At 61.6% G+C, this 24,182-nt stretch carries 19 protein-coding genes and 1 riboswitch; of the genes, 7 read left to right on the top strand and 12 right to left on the bottom strand.

Annotation, left to right across the window (positions count from 1 at the left end; genetic code table 11):
• Positions 1-7: 7 nt before the first annotated feature.
• The 4 genes from J2Y90_RS08520 to J2Y90_RS08505 all read left to right on the top strand — a co-directional run bounded on the left by J2Y90_RS08520 (position 8) and on the right by J2Y90_RS08505 (position 5,096).
• Positions 8-1,546: an HDOD domain-containing protein gene (locus tag J2Y90_RS08520; protein ID WP_253498491.1), complete on the top strand. Its 1,539-nt coding sequence runs from the start codon at positions 8-10 to the stop codon at positions 1,544-1,546.
• A 42-nt stretch (positions 1,547-1,588) separates the two neighbouring features.
• Positions 1,589-2,422 carry a thiosulfate sulfurtransferase gene (gene rhdA, locus J2Y90_RS08515; protein ID WP_253498488.1) on the top strand — a complete coding sequence of 278 codons (834 nt, stop codon included), beginning with the start codon at positions 1,589-1,591 and terminating at the stop codon, positions 2,420-2,422.
• Positions 2,422-3,282: an archaetidylserine decarboxylase gene (gene asd / locus J2Y90_RS08510; protein ID WP_253498485.1), complete on the top strand. Its 861-nt coding sequence runs from the start codon at positions 2,422-2,424 to the stop codon at positions 3,280-3,282. Before rhdA ends, asd begins: the two co-directional genes overlap by 1 nt.
• A 65-nt stretch (positions 3,283-3,347) precedes the next feature.
• Positions 3,348-5,096: a molecular chaperone gene (locus J2Y90_RS08505; RefSeq protein ID WP_253498482.1), complete on the top strand. Its 1,749-nt coding sequence runs from the start codon at positions 3,348-3,350 to the stop codon at positions 5,094-5,096.
• A 104-nt stretch (positions 5,097-5,200) separates the two neighbouring features.
• On the opposite strand, the gene serB is transcribed toward J2Y90_RS08505, so the two are convergent.
• The gene (serB, locus tag J2Y90_RS08500) at positions 5,201-6,415 is read right to left on the bottom strand and encodes a phosphoserine phosphatase SerB (RefSeq protein WP_041477650.1); all 1,215 of its coding nucleotides are present in this window, start codon (positions 6,413-6,415) and stop codon (positions 5,201-5,203) included.
• Positions 6,416-6,549: 134 nt separating this feature from the next.
• Between serB and J2Y90_RS08495 the strand changes: the two genes are divergently transcribed.
• Positions 6,550-8,067, top strand: a complete 1,518-nt coding sequence (locus tag J2Y90_RS08495) for an AhpA/YtjB family protein (RefSeq protein WP_253498479.1) — start codon at positions 6,550-6,552, stop codon at positions 8,065-8,067.
• A 480-nt stretch (positions 8,068-8,547) separates the two neighbouring features.
• Here J2Y90_RS08495 and J2Y90_RS08490 read toward each other — a convergent pair whose 3' ends face one another.
• The 9 genes from J2Y90_RS08490 to J2Y90_RS08450 all read right to left on the bottom strand — a co-directional run bounded on the left by J2Y90_RS08490 (position 8,548) and on the right by J2Y90_RS08450 (position 18,042).
• Positions 8,548-9,258: a PqiC family protein gene (locus tag J2Y90_RS08490; RefSeq protein ID WP_253498476.1), complete on the bottom strand. Its 711-nt coding sequence runs from the start codon at positions 9,256-9,258 to the stop codon at positions 8,548-8,550.
• A 185-nt stretch (positions 9,259-9,443) separates the two neighbouring features.
• Positions 9,444-11,708: a DNA topoisomerase IV subunit A gene (gene parC, locus J2Y90_RS08485; RefSeq protein WP_130909839.1), complete on the bottom strand. Its 2,265-nt coding sequence runs from the start codon at positions 11,706-11,708 to the stop codon at positions 9,444-9,446.
• 7 nt (positions 11,709-11,715) lie between these two features.
• A complete protein-coding gene (locus tag J2Y90_RS08480; RefSeq protein WP_042607784.1) occupies positions 11,716-12,240 on the bottom strand; it encodes a retropepsin-like aspartic protease family protein in 525 nt (174 codons plus the stop codon).
• Positions 12,237-13,226, bottom strand: a complete 990-nt coding sequence (locus J2Y90_RS08475) for an esterase-like activity of phytase family protein (RefSeq protein ID WP_253498473.1) — start codon at positions 13,224-13,226, stop codon at positions 12,237-12,239. Before J2Y90_RS08475 ends, J2Y90_RS08480 begins: the two co-directional genes overlap by 4 nt.
• Positions 13,226-15,133 (bottom strand): DNA topoisomerase IV subunit B, encoded by a 1,908-nt coding sequence (gene parE / locus J2Y90_RS08470; RefSeq protein ID WP_024011346.1) that lies wholly within the window; start codon positions 15,131-15,133, stop codon positions 13,226-13,228. The genes J2Y90_RS08475 and parE overlap by 1 nt, the downstream gene beginning before the upstream one ends.
• A 41-nt stretch (positions 15,134-15,174) precedes the next feature.
• Complete coding sequence (locus tag J2Y90_RS08465) at positions 15,175-15,783, bottom strand: YqiA/YcfP family alpha/beta fold hydrolase (protein ID WP_253498470.1); 609 nt, start codon at positions 15,781-15,783, stop codon at positions 15,175-15,177.
• Positions 15,784-16,068: 285 nt separating this feature from the next.
• Positions 16,069-16,884 carry a 3',5'-cyclic-AMP phosphodiesterase gene (gene cpdA, locus J2Y90_RS08460; RefSeq protein WP_253498467.1) on the bottom strand — a complete coding sequence of 272 codons (816 nt, stop codon included), beginning with the start codon at positions 16,882-16,884 and terminating at the stop codon, positions 16,069-16,071.
• A gap of 97 nt (positions 16,885-16,981) precedes the next feature.
• A complete protein-coding gene (locus tag J2Y90_RS08455) occupies positions 16,982-17,434 on the bottom strand; it encodes a DUF1249 domain-containing protein (RefSeq protein WP_016771972.1) in 453 nt (150 codons plus the stop codon).
• Positions 17,425-18,042 carry an NUDIX domain-containing protein gene (locus J2Y90_RS08450; protein ID WP_024011344.1) on the bottom strand — a complete coding sequence of 206 codons (618 nt, stop codon included), beginning with the start codon at positions 18,040-18,042 and terminating at the stop codon, positions 17,425-17,427. Before J2Y90_RS08450 ends, J2Y90_RS08455 begins: the two co-directional genes overlap by 10 nt.
• A gap of 226 nt (positions 18,043-18,268) precedes the next feature.
• Between J2Y90_RS08450 and J2Y90_RS08445 the strand changes: the two genes are divergently transcribed.
• A complete protein-coding gene (locus J2Y90_RS08445) occupies positions 18,269-19,015 on the top strand; it encodes an RsiV family protein (protein ID WP_016771974.1) in 747 nt (248 codons plus the stop codon).
• Here the strand turns inward: J2Y90_RS08445 and cytX are convergent.
• Both cytX and thiC read right to left on the bottom strand, forming a co-directional pair.
• Entirely contained in the window at positions 18,984-20,276 is a 1,293-nt protein-coding gene (cytX, locus tag J2Y90_RS08440) for a putative hydroxymethylpyrimidine transporter CytX (protein ID WP_253498457.1), read from the bottom strand. The genes J2Y90_RS08445 and cytX overlap by 32 nt on opposite strands.
• A 125-nt stretch (positions 20,277-20,401) precedes the next feature.
• Complete coding sequence (gene thiC, locus J2Y90_RS08435; protein ID WP_253498456.1) at positions 20,402-22,291, bottom strand: phosphomethylpyrimidine synthase ThiC; 1,890 nt, start codon at positions 22,289-22,291, stop codon at positions 20,402-20,404.
• Between the two features lie 143 nt (positions 22,292-22,434).
• Positions 22,435-22,540, bottom strand: a riboswitch (TPP riboswitch).
• Between the two features lie 206 nt (positions 22,541-22,746).
• Between thiC and J2Y90_RS08430 the strand changes: the two genes are divergently transcribed.
• On the top strand, positions 22,747-24,180 hold the full coding sequence (locus J2Y90_RS08430) for a TolC family outer membrane protein (RefSeq protein ID WP_042607778.1): 1,434 nt from the start codon (positions 22,747-22,749) through the stop codon (positions 24,178-24,180).
• Positions 24,181-24,182 lie beyond the last annotated feature (2 nt).

The raw sequence follows: 24,182 nt of genomic DNA, 5'->3' as shown, positions 1-24,182 counted from the left end.
TCCAGACATGGCTAATGAAACGAACGTCCCACACGCACAACCGACCACCCTCGACGGCTGGGTCAAGCTTCTCGACAGCGTCCTCCTGCCCGTGCCGCAAGAGGCTCACGACAAGGTCTGCCGGGCGATCCGCGACAATCGCAGCTCGCTGCGCGACATCGCCGACCTGATGCAGGACAGCCCGGCGCTGGCCTTGAGCATCATTCGTGAGGCGAATCGTCACACCCACGGCACCATGGCTGCGCCGGCGGAAAATCTTGAGGTAGCGATCAATCGCCTCGGCCTTGCGCGTACCGAAGAATTGCTCGCGCGCCTGCCTGCAGAACCGCACAGGCAGATCCCCAAGGCCTTGCGCCAATTGCAACTGATCAGCCAACACGCGACACAACAGGCCAACGGCTTTTTTGCCAGTCGCCTGGCGCGATTGTGGCAGGACATTCATTGGGGCAGCCTTCTGTTCTTGTCGCCGCTGTGGCCGTTGGCACTGACCTGTCCACAGTTGCTCGAAGAATGGGAACTGCGGGTGATCCACAAGGGCGAGTCGGCGCGTTTGGTCGAAAAGCAGTTGTTCGGCGTGCGCCTGTTGAGAATTGCCGAAGCACTGGTGCATGCCTGGCATTTGCCGATCTGGGTCGAGCAAGGCTACAAATTGCTGCTCAGCGAACAACGCGAACTGGTCAAGGTATTGCGCATCGCCCGTGACAGCGAACACCCGCTGCGCCAGCAGAATCGCCTCGACGATGACCCGACGCTGCGGCGCTGGCTCAATCAGCCGGCCAATACCGTGCTGCTGGCCAACGGCCTGGCGCTGTCGGCGCAACAGGCCTGGGACAGTCCGCACAGCAAGCGCTGGCAATACCTGACCAGCCTGTATTTGCAGATTTCCATGGACGAAGTGCAGCAACAGTTGCACCAGCAAGCCGCGAACAGCGCGCGCCAGCATGCAATGCCTGATTTGTGGCATCCGGCGGTTTCGCTGATCTGGCCGTGGGGCAGCCGTCGTTTGCCTGCCGGAATGCTGCCGGCAGCGGCACCGAATGTCGAAGATTTGAGCCAGTGGCGTCGGCAATGCGCCGAACTGCTCGCCGAGCCCAGTCGCTTCACCAATGCGATGAGCCTGACCGTCGCTGCCCGCGAGGCACTGGTGGCCAGCGGCATGCGCCGGGTGATGATTCTGATGGCTGACCGCACGCACTCGACTCTGCGCGTACATCAAACCGCCGGCCTGCCCAAGGACGCGGCGGCTCTGAGTTTTGTCGTCAGCCAAAGCAAGGTACTGCAACGCCTGCTCGCGCAGCAGGCGCAGGTGCGCATCACGCCAGAGAACAACGCGCAGTTCTCTGCCTTGTTACCCGCGAGCCTGCGCACACTGTTTCGCGGCGAGCATCTGTTCCTGCGGTCACTGGTCAACAACGGCCGGGTGATCATGATCGTCGTCGCCGATCAGGGCGGCGGGCCGTTTGCCGACATCACCGTGCAAGCCTTCGGCAAGACCGCGCAGTGCATCGAAAAAGCCCTGCACAGCTTTAGCAGCCGTGGCCAATGAGCCTGCGCTACAATCCTCCCCTTTGTGCTCTGGAGACCTCACATGTCTGACTTCTCTGGCTTGCCGCTCGTCATCGAGCCGAGCGACCTGCTGCCGCGTCTGGAGTCCCCGGAACTGATTCTGGTGGACCTGACCAGCCCTGCCCGGTATGCCGAAGGTCACTTGCCCGGCGCACGTTTTGTCGACCCGAAGCGCACTCAGCTCGGCCAGCCACCAGCGCCCGGGCTGATGCCGGCGAAGGCCGATCTGGAAGCGTTGTTTGGTGAGCTCGGTCATCGCAAAGATGCGGTCTACGTCGTGTATGACGATGAAGGCGGCGGCTGGGCCGGGCGCTTCATCTGGCTGCTCGATGTCATTGGCCACGACAAGTACCACTATATAGACGGTGGCCTGCCGGCCTGGCTGGCGGACGGCATGCCCATGTCGATTCAGGTGCCGGCCCCGGTCGGTGGACCGGTCTCGCTGACCCTGCACGACGAACCGACCGCCACCCGCGAATACCTGCAAAGCCGTCTCGGCGCGGCCGATCTGGCGATCTGGGATGCGCGCGGGCCGCTGGAATATTCCGGCGAGAAAGTTCTCGCAGCCAAGGGCGGCCATATTCCTGGCGCGGTCAATTTCGAATGGACCGCCGGCATGGATCAGGCACGCCAGTTGCGCATCCGCACCGACATGCCGCAGATCCTCGATAACCTCGGGATCACCAAGGACAAGGAAATCATCACCCACTGCCAGACCCATCACCGGTCGGGCTTCACTTATCTGGTGGCCAAATCCCTCGGTTATCCGCGGGTCAAGGGCTACGCCGGTTCCTGGGGCGAATGGGGCAACCACCCCGACACGCCTGTCGAGATTCAAGCTTCCAAGGACAACTAATGAAAGAGCGTCTGTTTATCCTCAGCCAATACCTGCTGCCGCATCACCTGCTGTCGCGCCTGGCCGGCTGCATCGCCGAATGCCGCGTGCGCTGGTTCAAGAATGCCTTCACCCAATGGTTTGCCAAGCGTTATCAGGTGGACATGTCGCAAGCACTGGTCGAAGACCTGACCGCTTACGAGCACTTCAACGCCTTCTTCACCCGCGCCCTGAAAGACGGCGCGCGTCCCCTGGACGAAACTCCGGGCGCGATCCTCAGCCCGGCCGACGGTGCGGTCAGCCAGCTCGGCCCGATCGAGCACGGCCGCGTGTTCCAGGCCAAGGGTCACAGCTTCAGCGTCCTCGAATTGCTCGGCGGTGACGCGGCAAACGCGGCGCCGTTCATGGGCGGCGACTTCGCCACCATTTACCTGTCGCCAAAGGATTACCACCGCGTGCACATGCCGCTGGCCGGCACCCTGCGGGAAATGGTCTACATCCCGGGACGAATTTTCTCGGTGAATCAGACCACCGCCGAAAACGTTCCCGAGCTGTTCGCCCGCAACGAGCGTGTGGCGTGCATTTTCGACACCGAGCGCGGGCCGATGGCCGTGGTGCTGGTCGGTGCGATGATTGTCGCTTCGATCGAAACCGTATGGGCCGGTCTGGTCACGCCCCCGAAGCGCGAGCTGAAAACCTTCCGCTACGACGAAGCCGCCCGCGCACCGATTCACCTGGAAAAAGGCGCGGAACTGGGGCGCTTCAAGTTGGGCTCGACGGCGATTGTGCTGTTTGGCCCGGATCAGGTGAAGTGGGCCGAAGAGCTGGTGGCCGGCTCGCCAGTTCAGATGGGCCAGGGTCTGGCGCTGCCGAAAATGTGACGGTCTTTGCGGAAGCGGCCAGTGCTGCTTCCGCAAACTGCGGCATTTGCTGCTATGGTTTGGGCATGAGCCAGACCCTCTTCTCTCCCAAGTTACGCGCTCCGACTCCTACGCAAACACGCCTGTCGTTTTGCGACGCCAGCCCGCGCGACCTCAAGCGCTGGATCGCCGGCCTGCCCAAGGCCAACATCGGCGAAACCGCGCGCCTGCTCTATCAGGGCCTGGGCGAACTCAACCTGCTGCTCACCCCCAGCGATAATCGCCTGCAACTGCTGGAGTTGCTGCGGCCCGAGGTGTATTTCGTCTGCCTGCATCTGGAACGGCATTTCCTGCATCAGGCGATCATGCTCGACGAGCGTTCGCGTAAGGTCAGCAACCTGTGCCAGGCGCTGCAAGGCCAGTTGGCCATCGGTTATAAGCAGATCGTCCTGCGTATCCTGCCGAAATACAGCAAGGACCGCGCGACGCTGGTCAGCACCGCCTTGCAGCGCGCCGCGCATGCCCTGAAGGCGCAACTGGTACGCGCCACGCAGCTGTACAGTTCACCGCCGGAACACGTGTGGCTCGAATTGCATCAGTTGTATCGCAGCGCTGCGCAATTACAGCTGCAACAACGGCGGCTGCGCGATGATCTGGCGTTTTTGACCAGCGAACTGAGCGTCGAACAGACCTACATTGCCGCTCTGCTCTTGGGCAGCGCCCGTTGCAATCAGTTACGCCAGAGCCAGATTGCCAGACTCGCCGAGGTGATCGAGCCGTGGAGCGCGCTGCTCACGCTGTATCCCGATCGCGCCAATGACGGTCTGTTTGCGGTCAGCGCGGAACTCGATGTCGGCCCGCGTTACCGCAAGATGTTTCGCAGCGAACAACAGAGCGAGCTGATGGGCTTCGACCCGCAACCGCTGGTGAATAACCTCGAAGCGCATTTACAGCAGCAACCGACAACCACGCCGTTGCCCCTCTCTGCAGGGCTCAGCGTCGACACCCTGCAACATCTGCACGCCACCTGGGGGCAGGCCGCCGAGCGCAGCTTTCAGCGCAGCGCCGGCCAAGGCACGTTGACCGTGTGCGTCGGCATGAGCGCCCTGCACTTCTACCTCGGCGGCGAGCGCACCTTCAGCGAATTGCTTAAACATCCGGTGGCCCGCGCGGCGAATTTCAGCCGCGTCGTAGCCAACGGGGAAAAGGACAGCTGGAGCCAGGCATTCGACGCGGCACCGCAAAGCAACGATGAGCTGTTGCCGTACGAGGAAATCCAGTACGACCAATTGGTAGAAGACGAAAGCCCCGGCAACACGCCAAACTATCCGCTTTATGCCTTGCCCGTGATCAATCATAGCCCCGGCGGTTATTGCCTGGCCTGGCCGAGCGAGGTGCCCGCCGAATTGCAGGCCGGGGAAATGCTCGGCATTCAGGACAGCGAAAGCAGAGGCTGGAGCATTGCAGTGATTCGCTGGATCCGCCAGGTACGCGGCAGCGGCACGCAGATGGGCATCGAACTGGTCGCGCCACACGCCCAGCCGTGTGGGCTGCAACTGGTGCGTTCAAAGGACGATCACGGCCATTATTTGCGCGCTTTGCTGCTGCCGGAGATCAGCGCGATCGACGTGCCGGCCACCGTACTTGCCCCGCGCCTGCCTTTTCAGGAAGGCAACAAGGTTTTGATCAACACTCAGGGCGAGGAACACCGCGCGGGGCTGGATCGGCGGGTGGCGAGTACGCACAGCTTCAACCAGTTCGCCTATCGCTCGCTGGATACTGCGCAGAATGGCGGGGGTGAAGAGGATTTCGATTCGTTGTGGAATTCGCTTTAGACCGAGGTGCGGCCTTCGCGAGCAAGCTCGCTCCCACATTCAAATGCATTTCAAATGTGGGAGCGAGCTTGCTCGCGAAGAGGCCAGATCAGCTTATCGAGATCTTAGAGCTGCCCGTCGCGATCGCGGAAACCCAGAAGATACAACACACCATCCAGACCCAGCGTTGAAATCGCCTGCTTCGCCGATTGCTTCACCAGCGGCTTGGCGCGGAACGCCACGCCCAGCCCGGCAATCGCCAGCATCGGCAAGTCGTTGGCACCGTCGCCGACAGCAATGGTCTGTTCCAGGCGCAAGCCTTCCTTGTGCGCCAGCTCCTTAAGCAAGTCAGCCTTGCGCTGTGCATCGACAATCGGCTCGATCGCCACGCCGGTGCACTTGCCGTCGACCACTTCCAGCTCGTTGGCGAACACGTAGTCGATGCCAAGCCTGGCTTGCAGCTGCTTGGCGAAATACGTGAAGCCACCCGAGAGAATCGCGGTTTTGTAACCCAGGCGCTTGAGTTCGGCAAACAGGGTTTCAGCGCCTTCGGTCAGGCGCAGCGAGGCGCCGATCGAGTCGAGCACACTGACGTCGAGGCCCTTGAGCAGCGCCAGACGCTCCTTGAAGCTGGCGCGGAAATCCAATTCGCCGGCCATGGCGCGTTCAGTGATCTCCGAAACCCGATCACCTACGCCGGCCGCCTTGGCCAATTCGTCGATCACTTCCGCTTCGATCAGCGTCGAGTCCATGTCGAAAACAGCCAGACGGCGGTTACGGCGGAATAGCGAATCTTCCTGAAAGGCGATATCGACGTTCAATTCCTGCGCAACGCTGAGGAATTCGGCGCGCAGGGCCTGCGGATCGGCCGCTTCGCCACGTACGGAAAACTCGATGCACCCCTTGCCCTTGTCGGCCGGCGTGTCCAGCGGCATGCGCCCCGACAGACGGTCGATATGGTCGATGTTCAGGCCATATTTGGCGGTGATCGCGCTAACCGCCTGCAACTGGCCAGCGGTGACCTTGCGCGTCAGCAGGGTAACGATATGGCGTTTCTTGCCCTGATTGCCCACCCACTGCTGGTAATCCTCTTCGGACACCGGGGTGAAGCGCACTTGCTGATCCAGTTCATAACCCTTGAACAGGATGTCCTTGAGCACCGACTTGCCCTGCTCGGAATCGGGAATCTCAACCAGGATGCCGAACGACAGGGTGTCGTGGATCACCGCCTGACCGATGTCGAGAATATTCACACCACCTTGTGCCAGAACACCGGTGATGGCCGCCGTCAGACCCGGACGGTCGACTCCCGTGATGTTAATCAGGACGATTTCGCGCAACGCGCACCCCCGCAACTGGAAAAAAACCGCATTCTACCCACTTTCAGTGACCATCGGGCACCGCGAGCGCTTTGCCGGTCTGGGGCCTGTCGCTATACTGCGCGTCAACTTCACGGACAAAGAGCCGAGCTCAAGTGAACCGGCCCACGCCAGTCAAAACCGATAACTTCTTCCTGCTGATCTTCCGTGCACTGCGCCACCGCCGTGTACCGATTGCATTGCGCATTGCCAGCCACAACGTGATCCTGGTCGCTCTGGCCCTGGTGATCTATGCCGGGGTGATGGGTCTGCAGTTCAAGCAGGCCATGCACGAGCAGGCCGATGCGCTGGGCGAAAGCCTGACCACGCAGACCGCCACCTCCGCCACCGAGCTGCTGGTGTCCAACGACATCCTCAGCCTCAACGTGCTGCTCAACAACCTGACCAAGAACAAGCTGGTCGCTCACGCGGCGATCTACAGTGTCGACAACCGCATCCTCGCCGAGTCCGGTCAGCGTCCCAAGCACAGCCTGCTGGGCGAAGCCGAGGGCATGTACGAGAGCAAGATCACTTTCCAGGACGTGACCGCCGGGCAACTGCGCATCAGCCTGGACATGGATCAGTTCCAGCAGCCGATGACCATCAGCCTGCAGAGCATGGGCATTTTGAGCGCGATTCTGCTGGCACTGTCGCTGGCCCTGAGCTTGCGCATGGGTCGTTATCTGTCGACGCCGCTGCTGCAATTGCGCGTGTGGCTGCGCCGGATCGACGCACACACGCCGGGCATCGATCGGCAGGATGAAATCGGCGATCTGGCGCGTCAGCTGCACGCCAGCTACGCCCCGGAACCGGAGCCTGAGCCTGAGCCTGAACCCGAGCCGGAATTCGCCGAGGATGAAGACGAGCCGGAATTCGAGGTGCGCAACCTGCGCGATCCGAGCTTCGACGAAAGCCGCCCGCTGGCCGCGAAGAAACCGGCACCGCGCCACTTGGTCAGCACCGTCGAAGACGATGATGACGATGACGCCTTCGCCGACCTGCGCGACGAATCGCTCAACAGCGCCGCCCAACCGCTGGCGCGCAAACCGACCCCTGACGTCCCGCAGCACACCGCCGTACTGGCCGTGCAACTGGGCTCGCAGGAACAATTGCGCCGCTTGCCTCGCGCACGTCTGGAAGAATTGCAGGAACGCTATCGCGACTGCCTTGAACAGGCCGCTTCGCTGTATCAGGGCGAAATCGAAACCCTCAACGATGGCAGCACACTGCTGCTGTTCCACACCGAAGATTGCGGCGACGACTACCTGACCAATGCCATCTGCTGCGGCGAACTGCTGCGTGCGCTGGGTCATCAGTTGCAGATCGAGGTTGCGGACAGCGGCATTACCCTGCAATTGCAACTGGGCCTGACCTTGGGCGATGAGTTGTTCGGTTTGAGCCAGATTGATTTGCTGCTGACCGATTCTGCGCAGGATGCACTGGCCTTGTCGCAACACAGCCGCAACCTGCTCCTGGTCGAGCGCAAGATCAGTGACGACGCGCTGATCCGCCAGCGTGCGCGGATCCGGCCGATCGCCAGCCCTGAAGGCGCTTGCTGTGTCGAGCGGTTGATGGAGCCTTATCCGTCGATGCTCGAACGACAGCTGGCGCGGATGCATGAGCGCCGGGCGTAGGGCTTAGATCCGATACGCAAAAGCCCGCAGACGAGTGATGGTCTGCGGGCTTTTTTGTGCACGGCGTAATTGGAATCGTGTGCATCCCTGAAAAGCCCCTCACCCTAGCCCTCTCCCAGAGGGAGAGGGGACTGATTGGGAGATATTCCAGAGTTACACCGACTTGAACGTCCTGCTTTGAATCCATAATCGCCAAAATCTGTCAGGTCAATGTATAGCGAAAGACACCTCGGTCGGCTCCCTCTCCCAGAGGGAGAGGGGACTGATTGGGGGATATTCCAGAGTTACACCGACTTGAACGCCCTGCCTTGAATCCATAATCGCCAAAATCTTTCAGGTCAATGTATAGCGAAAGACAGCTCGGTCGGCTCCCTCTCCCTCCGGGAGAGGGCTGGGGTGAGGGGTTGCTTTGGATTTTTACGCGGCCCCAGACACAACAAAGCCCGCACAAGGCGGGCTCTGTTCTGACTCGTTCCAGGCTCAGAAGCGAAACACTTCCATATCCGTACGAATCGGCGAGGCCATCGGAATCTTCGGTTGCTTCTCGGCATCCGCCGCTGGCGCAGCAGGTTTCGGCGCGGCTTTGCGTGTTGCCTCCGCCACTGGCGGCTGGTTGGCCAGCGGCTTGAGCGCCACCGACAGTTGCTCGGCCAGACGCTGCAACAGGATCCCCTGTGCCTGCACCTGCGAAGCGGTGCTGCCTGCGTGCAATTCCTGCAGATGAATGATGCGGTTATCGCGCACCTTGCCCCGGCGATCGATCAAACGCCATTGCGCATCGAGAATGGCCGGTTGTTTCGCCCCGGAATCCAGACGGGTGATGGTCAGCAGCACCTGCACATCCGGTGTGAACCCGGCGGTCGCAGGCGCCAGCACCACTCGCTGGCTGTCCAGGTGGCCCGCGACCTGACGCATCAGCAACTGATCGATATCCGACGAAAGGCTGCCAGCCCAACGACCGTCGGTCGCCGCTTGCAGGCTGCCGTCCGGTTGACGTTGCAGAAGAGTCTCGCGCTGAAGGTAATCGGCAACCACCACCGGCCCCAGCAAAACCGCCATGCCCGCGCTTTGCGCAGGCTGAACCGGACTTCCGCTGTCCAGTTGATACAGCGACACCGGCTGGTGAACGCTGCAACCCGCCAAGCCAAGAACGCCGGCGAGCAACAAAATAAGGGGGCGTAGAGCAGTCATCATCCCGTCCAGGTGGCCGCCACAAGGCTGACCACAGTGAAAATACTCAATAAATATGAAGAACGCTCGACCACGCCGGCGCTTGAAAGGCCATATCATCCGTGAATATGCGTTCCGACTCCAGCGCCAAAGCGTCGATCTACGCGTTTAATCGCAGATCGAACGCTCTAGGGTGGCGTTCTCGCCTAATTGAGGTTTTCGACGAGCAGCGCATCCACTCTCTGGAAGCCCCTTGGCAACTTGTTACCACGGCGTCCTCGCTCACCTTTGTAATGTTCGAGGTCGTCGGCCTTCAGTGACAGGGTCCGCTTGCCAGCCTGCAACACCAGGGTGGCGCCTTCCGGCAGGACGGCGATGTCCGTGACATATTCTTCGCGGCTGGCCACCCGCTCACCGGAAATACCGATGATCTTGTTGCCTTTGCCCTTACCCAATTGTGGCAGATCGCTGATCTTGAAGATCAGCAGGCGACCTTCGGTCGTGACCGAGGCCAGCCAGTTCTGCTCACGATCGGCCACAGGGCGCGGCGCGATGACCTTGGCGTTGTTCGGCAGACTCAACAGAGCCTTGCCGGCCTTGTTCTTGGCTTGCAGGTCTTCGCCTTTGACCACGAAGCCGTAACCGGCATCGGAAGCGATCACGTACAGCGCATCGTCTTCGGGCATCAGCACACATTCGAACGAGGCGCCCGGTGGCGGCGTCAGGCGGCCGGTCAACGGTTCGCCCTGGCCACGGGCCGACGGCAAGGTATGCGCGGCGACCGAATAGCTGCGACCGGTGGAATCGATGAACACGGCAAACTGATTCGAACGCCCCGCCGCCGAGGTCTTGAAGCCGTCCCCCGCCTTGTAGGAAAGACCGGTGGCGTCGATGTCATGGCCCTTGGCCGAACGCACCCAGCCTTTTTCCGACAACACGACGGTGACTTTCTCGTTCGGCAGCAGATCGTGCTCGGTCAGCGCCTTGGCTTCGGCGCGCTCGACGATTGGCGAACGGCGGTCATCGCCGTAGGTTTCGGCGTCCTTGAGCAGCTCGGTGCGCACCAATTTCTTCAGCTTCGCTTCACTGCCCAGCAGGGCTTGCAGCTTGGCTTGTTCCTTGAGCAGTTCGTCCTGCTCGTCGCGCAGCTTCATCTCTTCCAGTCGCGCCAACTGCCGCAGACGGGTGTCGAGAATGTAGTCGGCCTGAATCTCACTGAGGGCGAAACGCTCGATCAGTTTGGCTTTCGGGTGCTCCTCGGTACGGATGATGTGGATCACTTCATCCAGATTGAGATAGGCAATCAGCAAGCCGTCCAACAGGTGCAGGCGACGCTCGACCTTGTCGAGGCGGAATTGCAGGCGGCGACGCACGGTCAGCACGCGGAATTCCAGCCATTCGACCAGCAGCGCACGCAGATTTTTCAGCTGCGGCTTGCCATCCAGACCGATGATGTTGACGTTGACCCGGTAGGTCGACTCCAGCTCGGTGCTGGCGAACAGGTGCTGCATCAGCGCTTCGTGATCGACGCGGCTGTTGACCGGGATGATCACGATGCGGCACGGGTTTTCGTGGTCGGATTCGTCGCGCAGGTCGGCGATCTGCGGCGCTTTCGACGGTTTGGCCTGCATCAGCGCGGCGATCTGCTCCAGCACCTTGGCCCCGGAGACCTGATGCGGCAGCGCGGTGACGATGATGTCGCCGTCCTCAACATGGTAAACGGCGCGCATGCGCACCGAGCCCTTACCGGTTTCGTACATCTTCAGCAGGTCGGCGCGCGGCGTGATGATTTCCGCTTCGGTCGGATAGTCCGGCCCCTGAATGTGTTCGCAGAGCTGCTCGACCGTGGCTTTCGGCTCATCCAGCAAGCGCACGCAGGCGGTGGCGACTTCGCGCAGGTTGTGCGGCGGCACGTCGGTGGCCATGCCCACGGCGATACCGGTGGTGCCGTTGAGCAGAATGTTCGGCAGGCGCGCCGGCAGCACCAGCGGTTCCTGCAGGGTGCCGTCGAAGTTCGGGCCCCAGTCGGCAGTGCCCTGGCCCAATTCACTGAGCAGCACTTCGGAATAACGCGACAGCCGCGCTTCGGTGTAACGCATCGCGGCGAAGGACTTCGGATCGTCCGGCGCACCCCAGTTGCCCTGGCCGTCGACCAGCGTGTAGCGATAGCTGAACGGCTGCGCCATCAACACCATCGCTTCGTAGCAAGCCGAGTCGCCGTGAGGGTGGAACTTGCCGAGCACGTCACCGACGGTACGCGCCGATTTCTTGTGCTTGGAGTCGGCATCCAGCCCCAGCTCGCTCATGGCGTAGACGATACGCCGCTGCACCGGTTTCAGGCCGTCGCCGATATGCGGCAGGGCGCGGTCCATGATCACGTACATGGAGTAGTTGAGGTAGGCATTTTCGGTGAAGTCAGCCAGCGAGCGGCGTTCTACACCGTCCAGGCTGAGATCAAGGGAGTCGCTCATGCGGGCCTCATCGGTTCGTTGTCTGGCGCAGCAGCATGGTGCCACCGCGCTGGGTAAATTCAAGTTTGTTCAGGGCGCTCATGCCGAGCAGCACCTGATCGCCATGCAGCCCCGGCGCCACCAGTGCGCGGACATCCCGCAGCACAATGTCGCCCAATTGCAGGCGGGCAATCTTCGTTCGATAACCCTGGCTCAGGCCATTGGCCGTGCTCAGGGTCACGCCGAAACCTTCTTGCAGCTTCAAACGCTTGGCCAGATCCGCCGGAATCGCCACATCGGTAGCGCCGGTGTCGAGCATGAACTCGACCGGCTCACCGTTGATCTGGCCGCTGGCGACAAAATGCCCTTGGGCATTGCTCGCCAGTTTCACCTCGATAAATCCTTCGCCCTGCTCCGACGTGACCACGATGTTCGGATTCTGCTGGCGCTGTTCCCACTGCCCGAAAAATTTCGTCGCGAGAAACAGCGCCGCGCACCAGGCGAGAACCATCAACACCCGACCGGCACGCTTGCCCGGCGGTTGCCGACTCATGGCCTGGCGCTCCAGCCACCGTCCGGTGCGGCGAAGCGCCAGACCACCGGGCGGGCCTCGCCGTCGGCACGCGGGCCGAAATTATTATCGACGCCGATCCACGCGCCCTCGGCGTCAACGATCAGCGCTTCTTCCAGCCCGTAGTTCTGCGAGTAGCGTCGTTTTTCCTGCAACAGTTCACCGGCATACGACCAGCATTTCTCGACCCTGGCCGTCTGTGCATCGCGACGACAGATCTCATAAGCATTGCGTTCAAGAGTAAACAGCTTGCCGTTGAACAATGAAATGTCGGAAAAGTCGCGATGAACCGCTTTCGCCTTGGGAAACTGTGGCGGCTGCATCTCCTTGCCGCCCTCACTGAGCAGCACGCAGCGACCGTCGCAATCCCACACCGTCTGCTGGCGCTTGATCAGCAGCAGGCCGCGCTTTTGCCGTTCAGCGGCCAGCCAGATCTGATCACCGGCCGGGTTGATCGCCAGGCCCTCGAAGATCGAATTGAACTTCAGCAGCAGGCCGCTCGCCCGCGCTTCGTGAACCAGCAGCGGCGAGATTTTCAGCCAGTTCGCCGGGCCGCTGACCGGCACCTGCAATACCGCCGCATGCGCTTCACTGACGATGTAGCGATTACCGGCACTGTCGCAACTGATGCCTTCGAAATCCAGATCGCCCCCGCGAATGAACGACGCCGCCCAGGTGCGCGAACTCAAGCCCCACGGCAAGCCACTCTCGGGCACGGGCGGCACGTCGATGTGCACGGTTTGCGCTTGCCAGACCGGATCGCGGGTATCGAGCCGGTAAATCTGCTCATCATCGCGATCGGACACCGTCCACAGCTCGTTGCCGCACATGGCCAGACCCGACAGGTTGCCGCCACGCATGCCCTCCACCGGGTGCTCGGAAAGCAGCCGCAACTCTTGCAGCGGCTCGGCCGACACGCTCAGCGCACTCAGCAGCAACGCACCCGCCAAGGCCCAGCCAAACTGCATCAGGCCAGCACCTCGGCGAGGTTGCCTTTGGATTCCAGCCAGGATTTGCGGTCGCCGGCGCGTTTCTTCGCCAGCAGCATATCCATCATTTCCGAGGTTTCGGCGAAGTCTTCGCCCAGCGTCAACTGCACCAGGCGCCGGGTGTTCGGATCCATGGTGGTTTCACGCAGTTGCGGCGGGTTCATTTCACCCAGACCCTTGAATCGGGTGACCTGCGGCTTGCCGCGCTTCTTCTCGGCCACCAGGCGATCGAGAATGCCGTCGCGTTCGGCTTCGTCGAGGGCGTAGTAGATCTCTTTACCGAGGTCGATGCGGTACAGCGGCGGCATCGCCACATAGACGTGACCGGCATCCACTAACGGGCGGAAGTGCTGGACGAACAGCGCGCACAGCAACGTGGCGATGTGCAGACCGTCGGAGTCGGCGTCGGCGAGGATGCAGATCTTGCCGTAGCGCAGCTGGCTCATGTCCGCCGCGCCCGGATCGACGCCGATGGCCACAGCGATGTTGTGCACTTCCTGGCTGGCAAGCACTTCGCTGCCGTCGACTTCCCAGGTGTTGAGGATCTTGCCGCGCAACGGCAGGATCGCCTGGAATTCCTTGTCCCGCGCTTGCTTGGCCGAACCGCCGGCGGAGTCACCCTCGACCAGAAACAGCTCGGAACGCATCGGATCCTGCCCGGCGCAGTCAGCCAGTTTGCCCGGCAGTGCCGGGCCCTGGGTGACGCGTTTGCGCTCGACTTTCTTGCTCGCCTTGAGGCGGCGACCGGCATTGTTGATCGCCAGTTCGGCCAAGGCCAGACCGGTTTCCGGGTTGGCGTTGAGCCACAGGCTGAACGCATCCTTGACCACCCCGGAGACGAACGCCGCCGCTTCACGGGATGAAAGGCGCTCTTTGGTCTGGCCGGAGAATTGCGGTTCCTGCATCTTCATCGACAGGACGAACGCGATGCGCTCCCAGACGTCTTCCGGCGCCAGCTTCACGCCGCGCGGCAGCAGGCTGCGGAATTCGCAGAACTCGCGCATCGCATCGAGCAGGCCCTGACGCAAACCGTTGACGTGGGTACCGCCCTGCGCGGTCGGGATCAGGTTGACGTAGCTCTCCTGCACCGCGTCGCCGCCTTCCGGCAGCCACAGCAGCGCCCAGTCGACCGCTTCTTTATTACCGGCGAAGGCGCCGCAGAACGGCTCGTTCGGCAGCCGTTCGAATTCGCTGACCGCATCCACCAGATAGGAGCGCAGGCCGTCTTCGTAATGCCACTCGACTTTCTCGCCGGTGCCCTTGTCTTCGAAGCTCACCAGCAAGCCCGGGCACAGCACAGCCTTGGCCTTGAGCACGTGCTTGAGGCGGCTGATGGAGAATTTCGGCGAGTCGAAGTATTTCGGGTCCGGCGCGAAGTACACGCTGGTGCCGGTGTTGCGCTTGCCGACGGTGCCGACGATTTCCAGCTCGGAGGCTTTGAAGCCGTCCTTGAAGGTCATCTGGTATTCGTTGCCGTCACGTTTGACCCGTACACGCACTTCCGTGGACAGGGCGTTGACCACGGAAATACCCACCCCGTGCAAACCGCCGGAGAACTGGTAGTTCTTGTTGGAAAACTTGCCGCCCGCGTGCAGCTTGGTGAGGATCAGTTCGACACCGGATACACCCTCTTCCGGGTGAATGTCGACCGGCATGCCACGGCCGTCGTCGCTGACTTCCAGCGAATGGTCGGCGTGCAAGATCACCTGCACCGATTTGGCGTGGCCGGCCAGGGCTTCGTCGACGCTGTTGTCGATGACTTCCTGGGCGAGGTGGTTCGGCCGACTGGTGTCGGTGTACATGCCGGGGCGTTTGCGCACCGGGTCGAGGCCCGAGAGGACTTCGATGGCGTCGGCGTTATAAGAACTAGCGCTGGGAGTGGCCATAAGGTCTCGTCGTCAGTCATTCATGAAAGAGGGGCAAGACTTCACAGCGTGATGAAATCGATTGCCTGATACATATCGGCAGCCATGCCGGCAAAACTCAGCAACGCCGGCAATTGCCCGGCAAAGCCCTGAAAACTGTGGTCGCCGCCAGCCTGGATGCGCAAGGCACAGGCGCGGTAATACTGTTGGGCGAGGCGATAATCCAGCGTTTCGTCGCCGGTTTGCAACCAGACTTGGTAACGCTGCGGATCCTGCGGTGGTGGCACTTCCAGTTCGGCCAATGCCGTTACGTGGTCGTGGGTCAGTTCCCAGGTTTCATCGGTGTAGAGGTTTTTCTGCGTGCCCAGATAACCATCGAACATCCGGTGCGGGCTGACCGCCGGATTGACCAGCAGGGCTTTCAGGCCATGGCGCTCAGCCAGATGAGTCGCATAGTAGCCGCCGAGCGAACTTCCCACCAGCAACGGCCGGCCCAGCTCGGCGATTGCCTGTTCGAGCTGACCGATGGCTTCGCGCGGATGGTGATGCAGCGCCGGCACGCGCAATTGCTCGCTCAAGCCCAGCCGCTCCATGACCGCGACCAGCTGACAGGCCTTCTTCGAGGCCGGCGCGCTGTTGAAACCGTGGATATAGAGGATCGAACCGGACATTTGAGCTCCCTGGCTGTCGGTTTGGGTTTGCGGAGTTTACAGGGAGAGAAGATGGGATTGGGGGTGGTTTCGAGAAATTGGTCATTCAGCGGGAGCGGCCCTCACCCTAGCCCTCTCCCAAAGGGAGAGGGGACTGATTGGGGGATATTGAAGAGATACACCGACCTGAAAGTGATTTGGCGAATCCATAATCGCCACCGCCGTTGCAGGTCGGCGGATCGCGAAAGACACCTCGGTCGGCCCCCTCTCCCTCCGGGCTGGGGTGAGGGGCTTTTGATTGTCAGTTCAGTAGCCGTTGGAGCCGTAGTCAATGGTGAACTCGAAATCAGTAACGCGCTCAACCCCGGTTTCCAGACGCCCATCCGGCAACAGCCGCAGCCAGCGATACCCCGGCGCCTGCTCGCCGACCTTGAAATCCGCACTCCCCGGCTCGAACTGGATGCACGTCGAAGGCGAGGCCATCAAGCGCACGCCATTGCGCTCGCAGTCGATTTGCTGATGCACATGTCCCCACAGCACCGCGCGAACCTGCGGAAAGCGATCCAGCACTTCAAAGAACGCTTCAGGATTGCGCAGGCCGATCGGTTCCATCCACGCGCAGCCGATCGACACCGGATGATGATGAAAGCACACCAGATGATGGCGCTCCGGCGCTTCACTCAGCGCCCGGGCCAGCAACTGCAACTGGTCGTCCTGCAGATACCCCGGCACCGAACCCGGCACGGCCGAATCGAGCATCGTCACCCGCCAATTACCGATATCGACCACCGGCTCCAGCAACGTGCTCTGCACCGCCGCCTCGGCCATGACCATCGGCTCGTCGTGATTGCCGGGAATCCACCGCGCCGGTGCATCGATCTGCGCGCTCAGTTGGCGGAAGGCCTGATAGGACTCCAGCGTGCCGTCCTGGGAAATATCGCCGGTGGCCAGCACCAGGTCGATCTGCGCTTGTTGCGCCAACACCAGGTCGATGACCTTTTGCAGGCTCTCGCGGGTCTTCATGCCCAGCAGCGTGCCGTCCACCTCGGCGAACAGGTGGCTGTCGGACAACTGCACCAGCAGCGCCGGGTCGGCGCTGGTCAATGTCGATACGCTGGACAAAGCGTTCTCCCGGGCTAAGGCACGCAATGAATGGGTGCGGCAATTATGCTGGGGGATGACACAAAGGGGAAACCGCCGAAGCGGACGCAGTTCACAACTAGCGAACGACTTCGTACTCGTGCCCCAGCGCCAGGCAATGACTCAGCCATTCGCCCAGGAACACATTGAGCTGGGCCTTCTCATCGGGCTGGTGCATGGCGGCGTTCGGGTAAGGATAGATGCCGCGAAAGCGTCGTGCATGTTCGGCGCTGACCACTTCGGCCATGCGCGCGTCGTGATAGACCTGCACTTCCAGCTGCGGCACCGGCAACCAAGGCAGGCTGTGCTCCTGGCGCACCTGCAACGTCGTGGTGTACGGGCAGGTCTGCAGCACTTCGAGGGCGAGCACGCCGAGCATCTGCTCGCCCTGGGTCACGGCGATACGCCGCGCCTCGGGTTCGTTGCGCATGTCCGGCAGCAGTCGCATCAGGCGCGCGTAGTTGGCCTCGCAGGCGGCTTGCAGCCCCACGAGGTCAACCCGATAACGATCGCGCAGCTTGTTTACGACCATAGCCCCCTCACTTCGGCGCGGTTCAGCGCCAGCCACTGCAAGGCGATGATGCTCGCCGCGTTGGCAATACGTCCGTCACGAACGGCCTGCAAGGCATCTTCGAATGCCCAGACCGTTACGCGAATGTCTTCAGCCTCTTCTTCCAGCCCGTGCAGACCGCCGACGCCGTCGGTGCTGCAACGCCCCAGATACAAATGCACGAACTCGTTGCTGCCACCCGGCGACGGAAAATACTTGGTCATCGGCCACAACGCCTTGATGTCCAGCCCAGCTTCCTCCTGCGCCTCGCGGTGAGCAACTTCTTCCGGTTGTTCATCCTTGTCGATCAGACCGGCGACCAGTTCGACCAGCCACGGGTTGTCGGCCTTGCCCATGGCGCCGACGCGAAACTGCTCGATCAGCACCACTTCATCGCGCTGCGGATCGTAAGGCAGCACGCAGACGGCATCATGGCGCACGAAGATTTCACGGTTGATCTCGCGGCTCATGCCACCGGCGAACAACTCATGGCGCAGGTGCACACGGTCGAGCTTGTAGAAGCCCTCGTAGCATTTTTCGCGCCGCACGATATCGACGGCGGTCGGAATGGCGTTGGCAAAGTCAGTCATAAGCATCCTCTTTACTGCACATCCATCACGAGGCTGCGTGCGTTACCGGCAACCTCGACTTCGCGCCATCCTAACGCGCCCGCACCGTTTGATGCAGCCCCTTTACCGTCAGCGGGATGGACGGTGACAGTGAAACCCACTCTAATTAGCTTAGTGGCGAACTGACTGCCTCGTTGAGAGTCGAAGCGGTAACTTTTCGCCTTCCCCTGCTTTCGAAAGGACGCCCATGTCGCTTTTCAAAATCGCCTCTGTGGCCGCTATTGCCCTGACTCTGGGCGCCTGTGCCAGCCTGTTCCAGCCCAACTATCGCACGCCGCTGGAAACCACCCGCGACGCCTCGGAACAACTCAAACCCGGCTGTTCCAACCCCGATTGCCCGTTGGTGAACATCGACACCCTGCGCTTCCCGGATGAGCCGGCACTGGACGGCATCATCGAAAAGCGTCTGCTGCAAATGACCCGCACCGAGAAGAACGCACCCGTAGCGCCAACCCTGGCCGCCTACCGCGAGCAGTTCCTGGCCAGCGCCGGCCCGCGCAACAGCAGCTACCTGCAAGCGAAAGTACGCGAGCAGCATGACGGACTGGTGATCATCGAGCTCTCGAGCTACCTCGACACCGGCGGCGCCCATGGCACTCCGGGTCGCGGTTTCATCAACTATTCGCGCCAGCAGCACAAGGTGCTGAACCTGTCGGACATGTTGCTGCCGGGTCAGGAAGAGGCGTTCTGGAAAGCCGCGCAAGTGGCGCACAACAGCTGGCTGATCAGCACCAAACTCGATCAGGAGGCTGAATTCGTCGCGAACTGGCCGTTCGTGAAAACCCCGCACGTGGCGCTGACCTACGGTGGCGTGATCCTCAAGTACGACGTGACCACCATCGCGCCTTACGCGCTGGGCCACGTCGAACTGAAGATTCCTTATCCGCGCCTGAACGGCATTCTCAAGCCTGAGCTGTTTCCCGGCCGTAACTGAAAGCCCGGCCCAGGATTAATTGCAGCAGCCCTGCCAGCACCAGCGCCGGCAGGGTGGCGCCGACATCCGGATACAGATTCGCCAGCAAGTGGTAAGTGCTGACCCCACCCAGCCACGCCAGCAACGCCGGCCAGCGCAATGCGGCTGAAGCGACCTGAGCACTGCGCTTGCGCAGGATGAAGTGATCGACCAGCACCACGCCGAACAACGGCGCAAACACCGAGCCGATCAGCAACAGGAAATTCTGGTACTGCGCCAATGGCGCCAGCAGAGCGATAAGCGTGCAAATCACGCCGATAGCCAAGGCCAGGTGCTCGACTTTCAGGCGCAACAGAATCCCGCTCGATACCGCTGCCGAATGAATATCGGCGAAAGCGTTTTCCGACTCGTCGAGCAGAATCAGCAACAGCGGAATGCCCAGACCGGCGCCAGCCAAGGCCAACAGCAGCGCGTTGACTTCACCGCTCGGCGCGAACGCCAGGGTGTAGGCCACGCCAAGGCTCATCAGCCAGAAGTTGCCGATGAAAAAACCCACCGCCGTGCCACCGAATACGTTCTTCGCACGTTTGCCGAAACGCGAGTAGTCGGCAATCAGCGGCAGCCACGACAGCGGCATGGCGATAGCAATGTCGAAGCCCACGGCAAACGGCATCGAACCGTCACCGGCGCGCGCCCACAGTGCCGCGAGGTCGGCTTTGGCGAACAGGTTCCAGGTCAGCCACAGGCACGCCGCGAGCAGCAGCCAGATGCCCCATTTGCGCAGAATCTGCCGCACGAACGTCAACGGCCCGCTCACCGCGAGCAAGGTCGCCAGCGCCCCGAAGAACAGCGTCCACAGGATCGGATTGGCCCACAGCGAGCCTTCACTGAAGGCACGGGTGCCGAGCAGGCTGGCAGCATCGCGCATGACGATGATTTCGAACGAGCCCCAACCGATCAGTTGCAGCAGATTCAGCAATGCCGGCAGGCTCGCGCCTTTGCGGCCGAGGCTGAGCTTCAGCGCCGCCATCGATGACAGGCCGGTGTCGCTGCCGATCACGCCGACTGCAGCCAGCAACAGCACGCCGACCAGCGTGCCGAGGAAGATCGCCAGCAAAGAACCGGACAGACCCAGACCCGGCGCGAGCAATGCGCCGGTCTGCAAAACCATCAGGCCGATGCCGAGGGAGAACCACAGGGAAAACAGATCGCGCCCGCCAAAGACACGCCGATCGGCGGGTACGGCGAGGTCGGGAGAATAGGTGCCGGGTTGAATGCTCAAGGGTGTTATCTCAGAGGGACAATTGTTGTTGTGTCGACCGCATTCGCGAGCAGGCTCGCTCTTACAGAGGAACGCGTTCCAAAGTGGGAGCGAGCGTGCTCGCGAAGGGGCCTTCTCAGGCCAGGTCAGATTTTTTTGTACAGCTGACTGCCTTCCTTCCTGAACCGCTCGGCCTGTTCCGCGAGGCCTTTGGCGACGTCCACGTCGACCGCATCGATGCGTTGGTTGGCCGCGTATTCACGGACTTCCTGGGTGATTTTCATCGAGCAGAATTTCGGCCCGCACATCGAGCAGAAATGCGCGACCTTGGCCGAGTCCTTCGGCAGGGTTTCGTCGTGATAGGAACGCGCGGTGTCCGGATCCAGGCCGAGGTTGAACTGGTCTTCCCAGCGGAATTCGAAACGCGCCTTGCTCAGTGCGTTGTCGCGAATCTGCGCGCCCGGATGTCCCTTGGCCAGGTCCGCTGCGTGCGCGGCGATCTTGTAAGTGATGATCCCGGTTTTCACGTCATCCTTGTTCGGCAGACCGAGGTGCTCCTTCGGTGTCACGTAGCAGAGCATCGCGCAACCGAACCAGCCGATCATTGCCGCACCGATGCCGGAAGTGATGTGGTCGTAACCCGGGGCAATGTCGGTGGTCAGCGGGCCGAGGGTGTAGAACGGTGCCTCGTCGCAGCACTCGAGCTGCTTGTCCATGTTCTCTTTGATCAATTGCATCGGCACATGGCCCGGGCCTTCGATCATGGTTTGCACATCGTGCTTCCAGGCGATCCTGGTCAGCTCGCCGAGGGTTTCCAGCTCACCGAATTGCGCGGCGTCGTTGGCGTCGGCAATCGAGCCCGGACGCAGGCCGTCGCCGAGCGAGAAGCTGACGTCGTAGGCCTTCATGATTTCGCAGATTTCTTCGAAATGGGTGTAGGCGAAGTTTTCCTTGTGATGCGCCAGGCACCACTTGGCCATGATCGAGCCGCCACGGGAGACGATGCCGGTCACGCGTTTGGCGGTCAGCGGCACGTAACGCAGCAGAACTCCGGCATGGATGGTGAAGTAGTCGACGCCCTGCTCGGCCTGTTCGATCAGCGTGTCGCGGAACAACTCCCAGGTCAGGTCTTCGGCAACGCCGCCGACTTTTTCCAGCGCTTGATAGATCGGCACGGTACCGATCGGCACCGGCGAGTTGCGGATGATCCACTCGCGGGTTTCGTGAATGTGCTTGCCGGTGGACAAGTCCATGATGTTGTCCGCGCCCCAGCGAATGCCCCAGGTCAGTTTCGCCACTTCTTCTTCGATCGAAGAACCCAGGGCGCTGTTGCCAATGTTGCCGTTGATCTTCACCAGGAAGTTACGGCCGATGATCATCGGTTCCAGTTCGGTGTGGTTGATGTTGGCCGGGATGATTGCGCGGCCACGGGCGATCTCGTCACGGACGAATTCGGGGGTGATGATTTTCGGCACGCTGGCGCCGAAGCTGTGGCCGGGGTGTTGCTGATCGAGCAGGCCGGCGGCGCGAGCCACTTCCAGCTTCATGTTTTCGCGGATGGCCACGAACTCCATCTCGGGCGTGATGATGCCCTGCCGTGCGTAATGCATCTGCGTGACGTTGTGCCCGGCCTTGGCGCGGCGCGGATTGTTGACGTGGGCGAAGCGCAGTTTGGTCAGCTCCGGATCGGCCAGGCGTTCGCGGCCGAAGTTGGAGCTCAGACCGGCGAGACGCTCGGTGTCGCCGCGATCATCGATCCACGCCGAACGCACATCGGCCAGGCCTTTGCGCACATCGATGATGACATTCGGATCGGTGTACGGGCCGGAGGTGTCGTAGACAGTGACGGGCGCATTGATCTCGCCGCCGAAGTCGGTCGGGGTTACATCGAGGCTGATTTCGCGCATCGGCACGCGGATGTCCGGGCGCGAGCCCTGAACGTAGATTTTTTGCGAACGGGTGAACGGCTTGACCGATTGCTCGTCGACCTTGGCCGAGTCACTCAGGTTGATCGCGTTTTTTTCTTTTGTTGTCATCACGGGCTCTCCAGACAGCATCCAGCAGTGGATTGTCGGAGCAGAACCTGAAAGGCACGGACGCACCAGGACCGGTGCTGTGCATTCGTCGAGCGTTCGATTGTCGAACAATATCCCGGACGAAGCACAAGAGGACTCGCCGGGTGACGAGAAATCTTGTTCCCTACGCAGGCGCTAACCTGATCAGGTTCAACGGGATCCGAAATTATTCGATCTCAGCCTCATAGCAAGGCACCCCGACAAGAACCCGGCCAGTCTAGACACAACCGCCGAGGAACGCCAACACCGCAGCGAACGCCATGATGAATGGCGTAAATACACAGACTTGCCCGATTGTTGCCGGAGCAATGCGCAACTACACTCGCTTTGCCCCGCTCAGCCTTGACGCTGTGCGGGCTGCGCCTTACCTTTGGCGCCCGGATTACTTCCATAATATTCATGCTAGGGATCGCCTCATGCTGCGCAAACTTTCACTGGCTGTTGCCGTGTCCTGTGCGTCCAACACAATGGCCTGGGCAGCGGAAGCACCCTTGTCGACCAAAACCGATCTGGTCAGCGTCTACCAGGAAGCGGTCGACAACAACGCCGATCTGGCGGCGGCTCGCGCCCAGTACGGTGCGCAGAAAGAAGTGGTGCCGCAGGCCCGCGCCGGTCTGTTGCCGAACCTGTCCGGTGGCGCCGAAGTCGCCGACGTGCGCACCTCGATCGACCAGCCCTCGGCCATTGCCAACCGCAGCGCGCACTCCTATCAGGCGACGCTGGCGCAGCCATTGTTCCGCGCCGATCGCTGGTTCCAGTACCAGGCCGCCAAGGACGTCAACGAACAGGCCGCGCTGCAGCTCTCGGCCACTGAACAGAACCTGATCCTGCAGAGCGCCGAAAGCTACTTCAATGTGTTGCGCAGCCAGGACAATCTGGCCTCGACCAAGGCTGAAGAAGCGGCGTTCAAACGTCAGCTCGATCAATCCAACGAGCGCTTCGATGTCGGCCTCTCGGACAAGACTGATGTGCTGCAATCGCAGGCCAGTTACGACACCGCACGGGCCAACCGCATCGTTGCCCAGCGTCAGGTCGATGACGCCTTCGAAGCGCTGATCACCCTGACCAACCGTCAGTACAACTCGATTCAGGGCATCGTCCATACGCTGCCGATCCTGCCGCCAGCGCCCAACGATGCGAAATCCTGGGTCGATACGGCGGCGCGGCAGAACCTCAATCTGCTCGCCAGCAACTACGCGGTCAGCTCCGCCGAGCAGACGCTCAAGCAGCGCAAGGCCGGCCACTTGCCGACCCTCGACGCGGTGGCGAGATACGAGAAAGGCGACAACGACGCACTGGGTTTCGGCAACCCGAATTCCTTCGGCGTGCCCTACGGCGGCAACGTCGAGCAGAGCACCCTGGGCCTGCAGTTGAACATTCCGATCTACAGCGGCGGGCTGACCAGTTCGCAAGTGCGTCAGTCCTATGCGCAACTGGATCAGAGCGAACAGCAGCGCGAATCGCTGCGCCGGCAGGTAGTGGAAAACACCCGCAATCTGCACCGCGCGGTGAACACCGACGTCGAGCAGGTGCAGGCGCGTCGCCAGTCGATCATCTCTAACCAGAGCGCCGTGGAAGCCACTGAAATCGGTTATCAGGTCGGTACGCGCAACATCGTCGACGTCCTCGACGCGCAGCGCCAGCTGTACACCTCGGTGCGCAACTACAACAACACGCGCTACGACTACATTCTCGACAACCTGCGCCTGAAGCAGGCGGCGGGCACGCTGAACCCGGGTGATCTGGAAGATCTGCGGCGCTATCTGAAAGCCGATTACAACCCGGACAAGGACTTCCTGCCGCCGGATCTGGCCAAGGCTGCCGAGGCGCAGCTCAAGGCGCGGCCTTAAGC

The organism is Pseudomonas koreensis, assembly GCF_024169245.1.
GTDB classification, from domain to species: Bacteria; Pseudomonadota; Gammaproteobacteria; order Pseudomonadales; family Pseudomonadaceae; genus Aquipseudomonas; species Aquipseudomonas koreensis_F.
This window is presented reverse-complemented; position numbering and strand designations above follow the sequence as displayed.

Coding starts and splice junctions, on each gene's coding strand:
- J2Y90_RS08520 (WP_253498491.1), top strand. CDS start 8: ATGGCTAATGAAACGAACGTCCCACACGCACAACCGACCACCCTCGAC.
- rhdA (WP_253498488.1), top strand. CDS start 1,589: ATGTCTGACTTCTCTGGCTTGCCGCTCGTCATCGAGCCGAGCGACCTG.
- asd (WP_253498485.1), top strand. CDS start 2,422: ATGAAAGAGCGTCTGTTTATCCTCAGCCAATACCTGCTGCCGCATCAC.
- J2Y90_RS08505 (WP_253498482.1), top strand. CDS start 3,348: ATGAGCCAGACCCTCTTCTCTCCCAAGTTACGCGCTCCGACTCCTACG.
- J2Y90_RS08490 (WP_253498476.1), bottom strand. CDS start 9,258: ATGACTGCTCTACGCCCCCTTATTTTGTTGCTCGCCGGCGTTCTTGGC.
- parC (WP_130909839.1), bottom strand. CDS start 11,708: ATGAGCGACTCCCTTGATCTCAGCCTGGACGGTGTAGAACGCCGCTCG.
- J2Y90_RS08480 (WP_042607784.1), bottom strand. CDS start 12,240: ATGAGTCGGCAACCGCCGGGCAAGCGTGCCGGTCGGGTGTTGATGGTT.
- J2Y90_RS08475 (WP_253498473.1), bottom strand. CDS start 13,226: ATGCAGTTTGGCTGGGCCTTGGCGGGTGCGTTGCTGCTGAGTGCGCTG.
- parE (WP_024011346.1), bottom strand. CDS start 15,133: ATGGCCACTCCCAGCGCTAGTTCTTATAACGCCGACGCCATCGAAGTC.
- J2Y90_RS08465 (WP_253498470.1), bottom strand. CDS start 15,783: ATGTCCGGTTCGATCCTCTATATCCACGGTTTCAACAGCGCGCCGGCC.
- J2Y90_RS08455 (WP_016771972.1), bottom strand. CDS start 17,434: ATGGTCGTAAACAAGCTGCGCGATCGTTATCGGGTTGACCTCGTGGGG.
- J2Y90_RS08450 (WP_024011344.1), bottom strand. CDS start 18,042: ATGACTGACTTTGCCAACGCCATTCCGACCGCCGTCGATATCGTGCGG.
- J2Y90_RS08445 (WP_016771974.1), top strand. CDS start 18,269: ATGTCGCTTTTCAAAATCGCCTCTGTGGCCGCTATTGCCCTGACTCTG.
- thiC (WP_253498456.1), bottom strand. CDS start 22,291: ATGACAACAAAAGAAAAAAACGCGATCAACCTGAGTGACTCGGCCAAG.
- J2Y90_RS08430 (WP_042607778.1), top strand. CDS start 22,747: ATGCTGCGCAAACTTTCACTGGCTGTTGCCGTGTCCTGTGCGTCCAAC.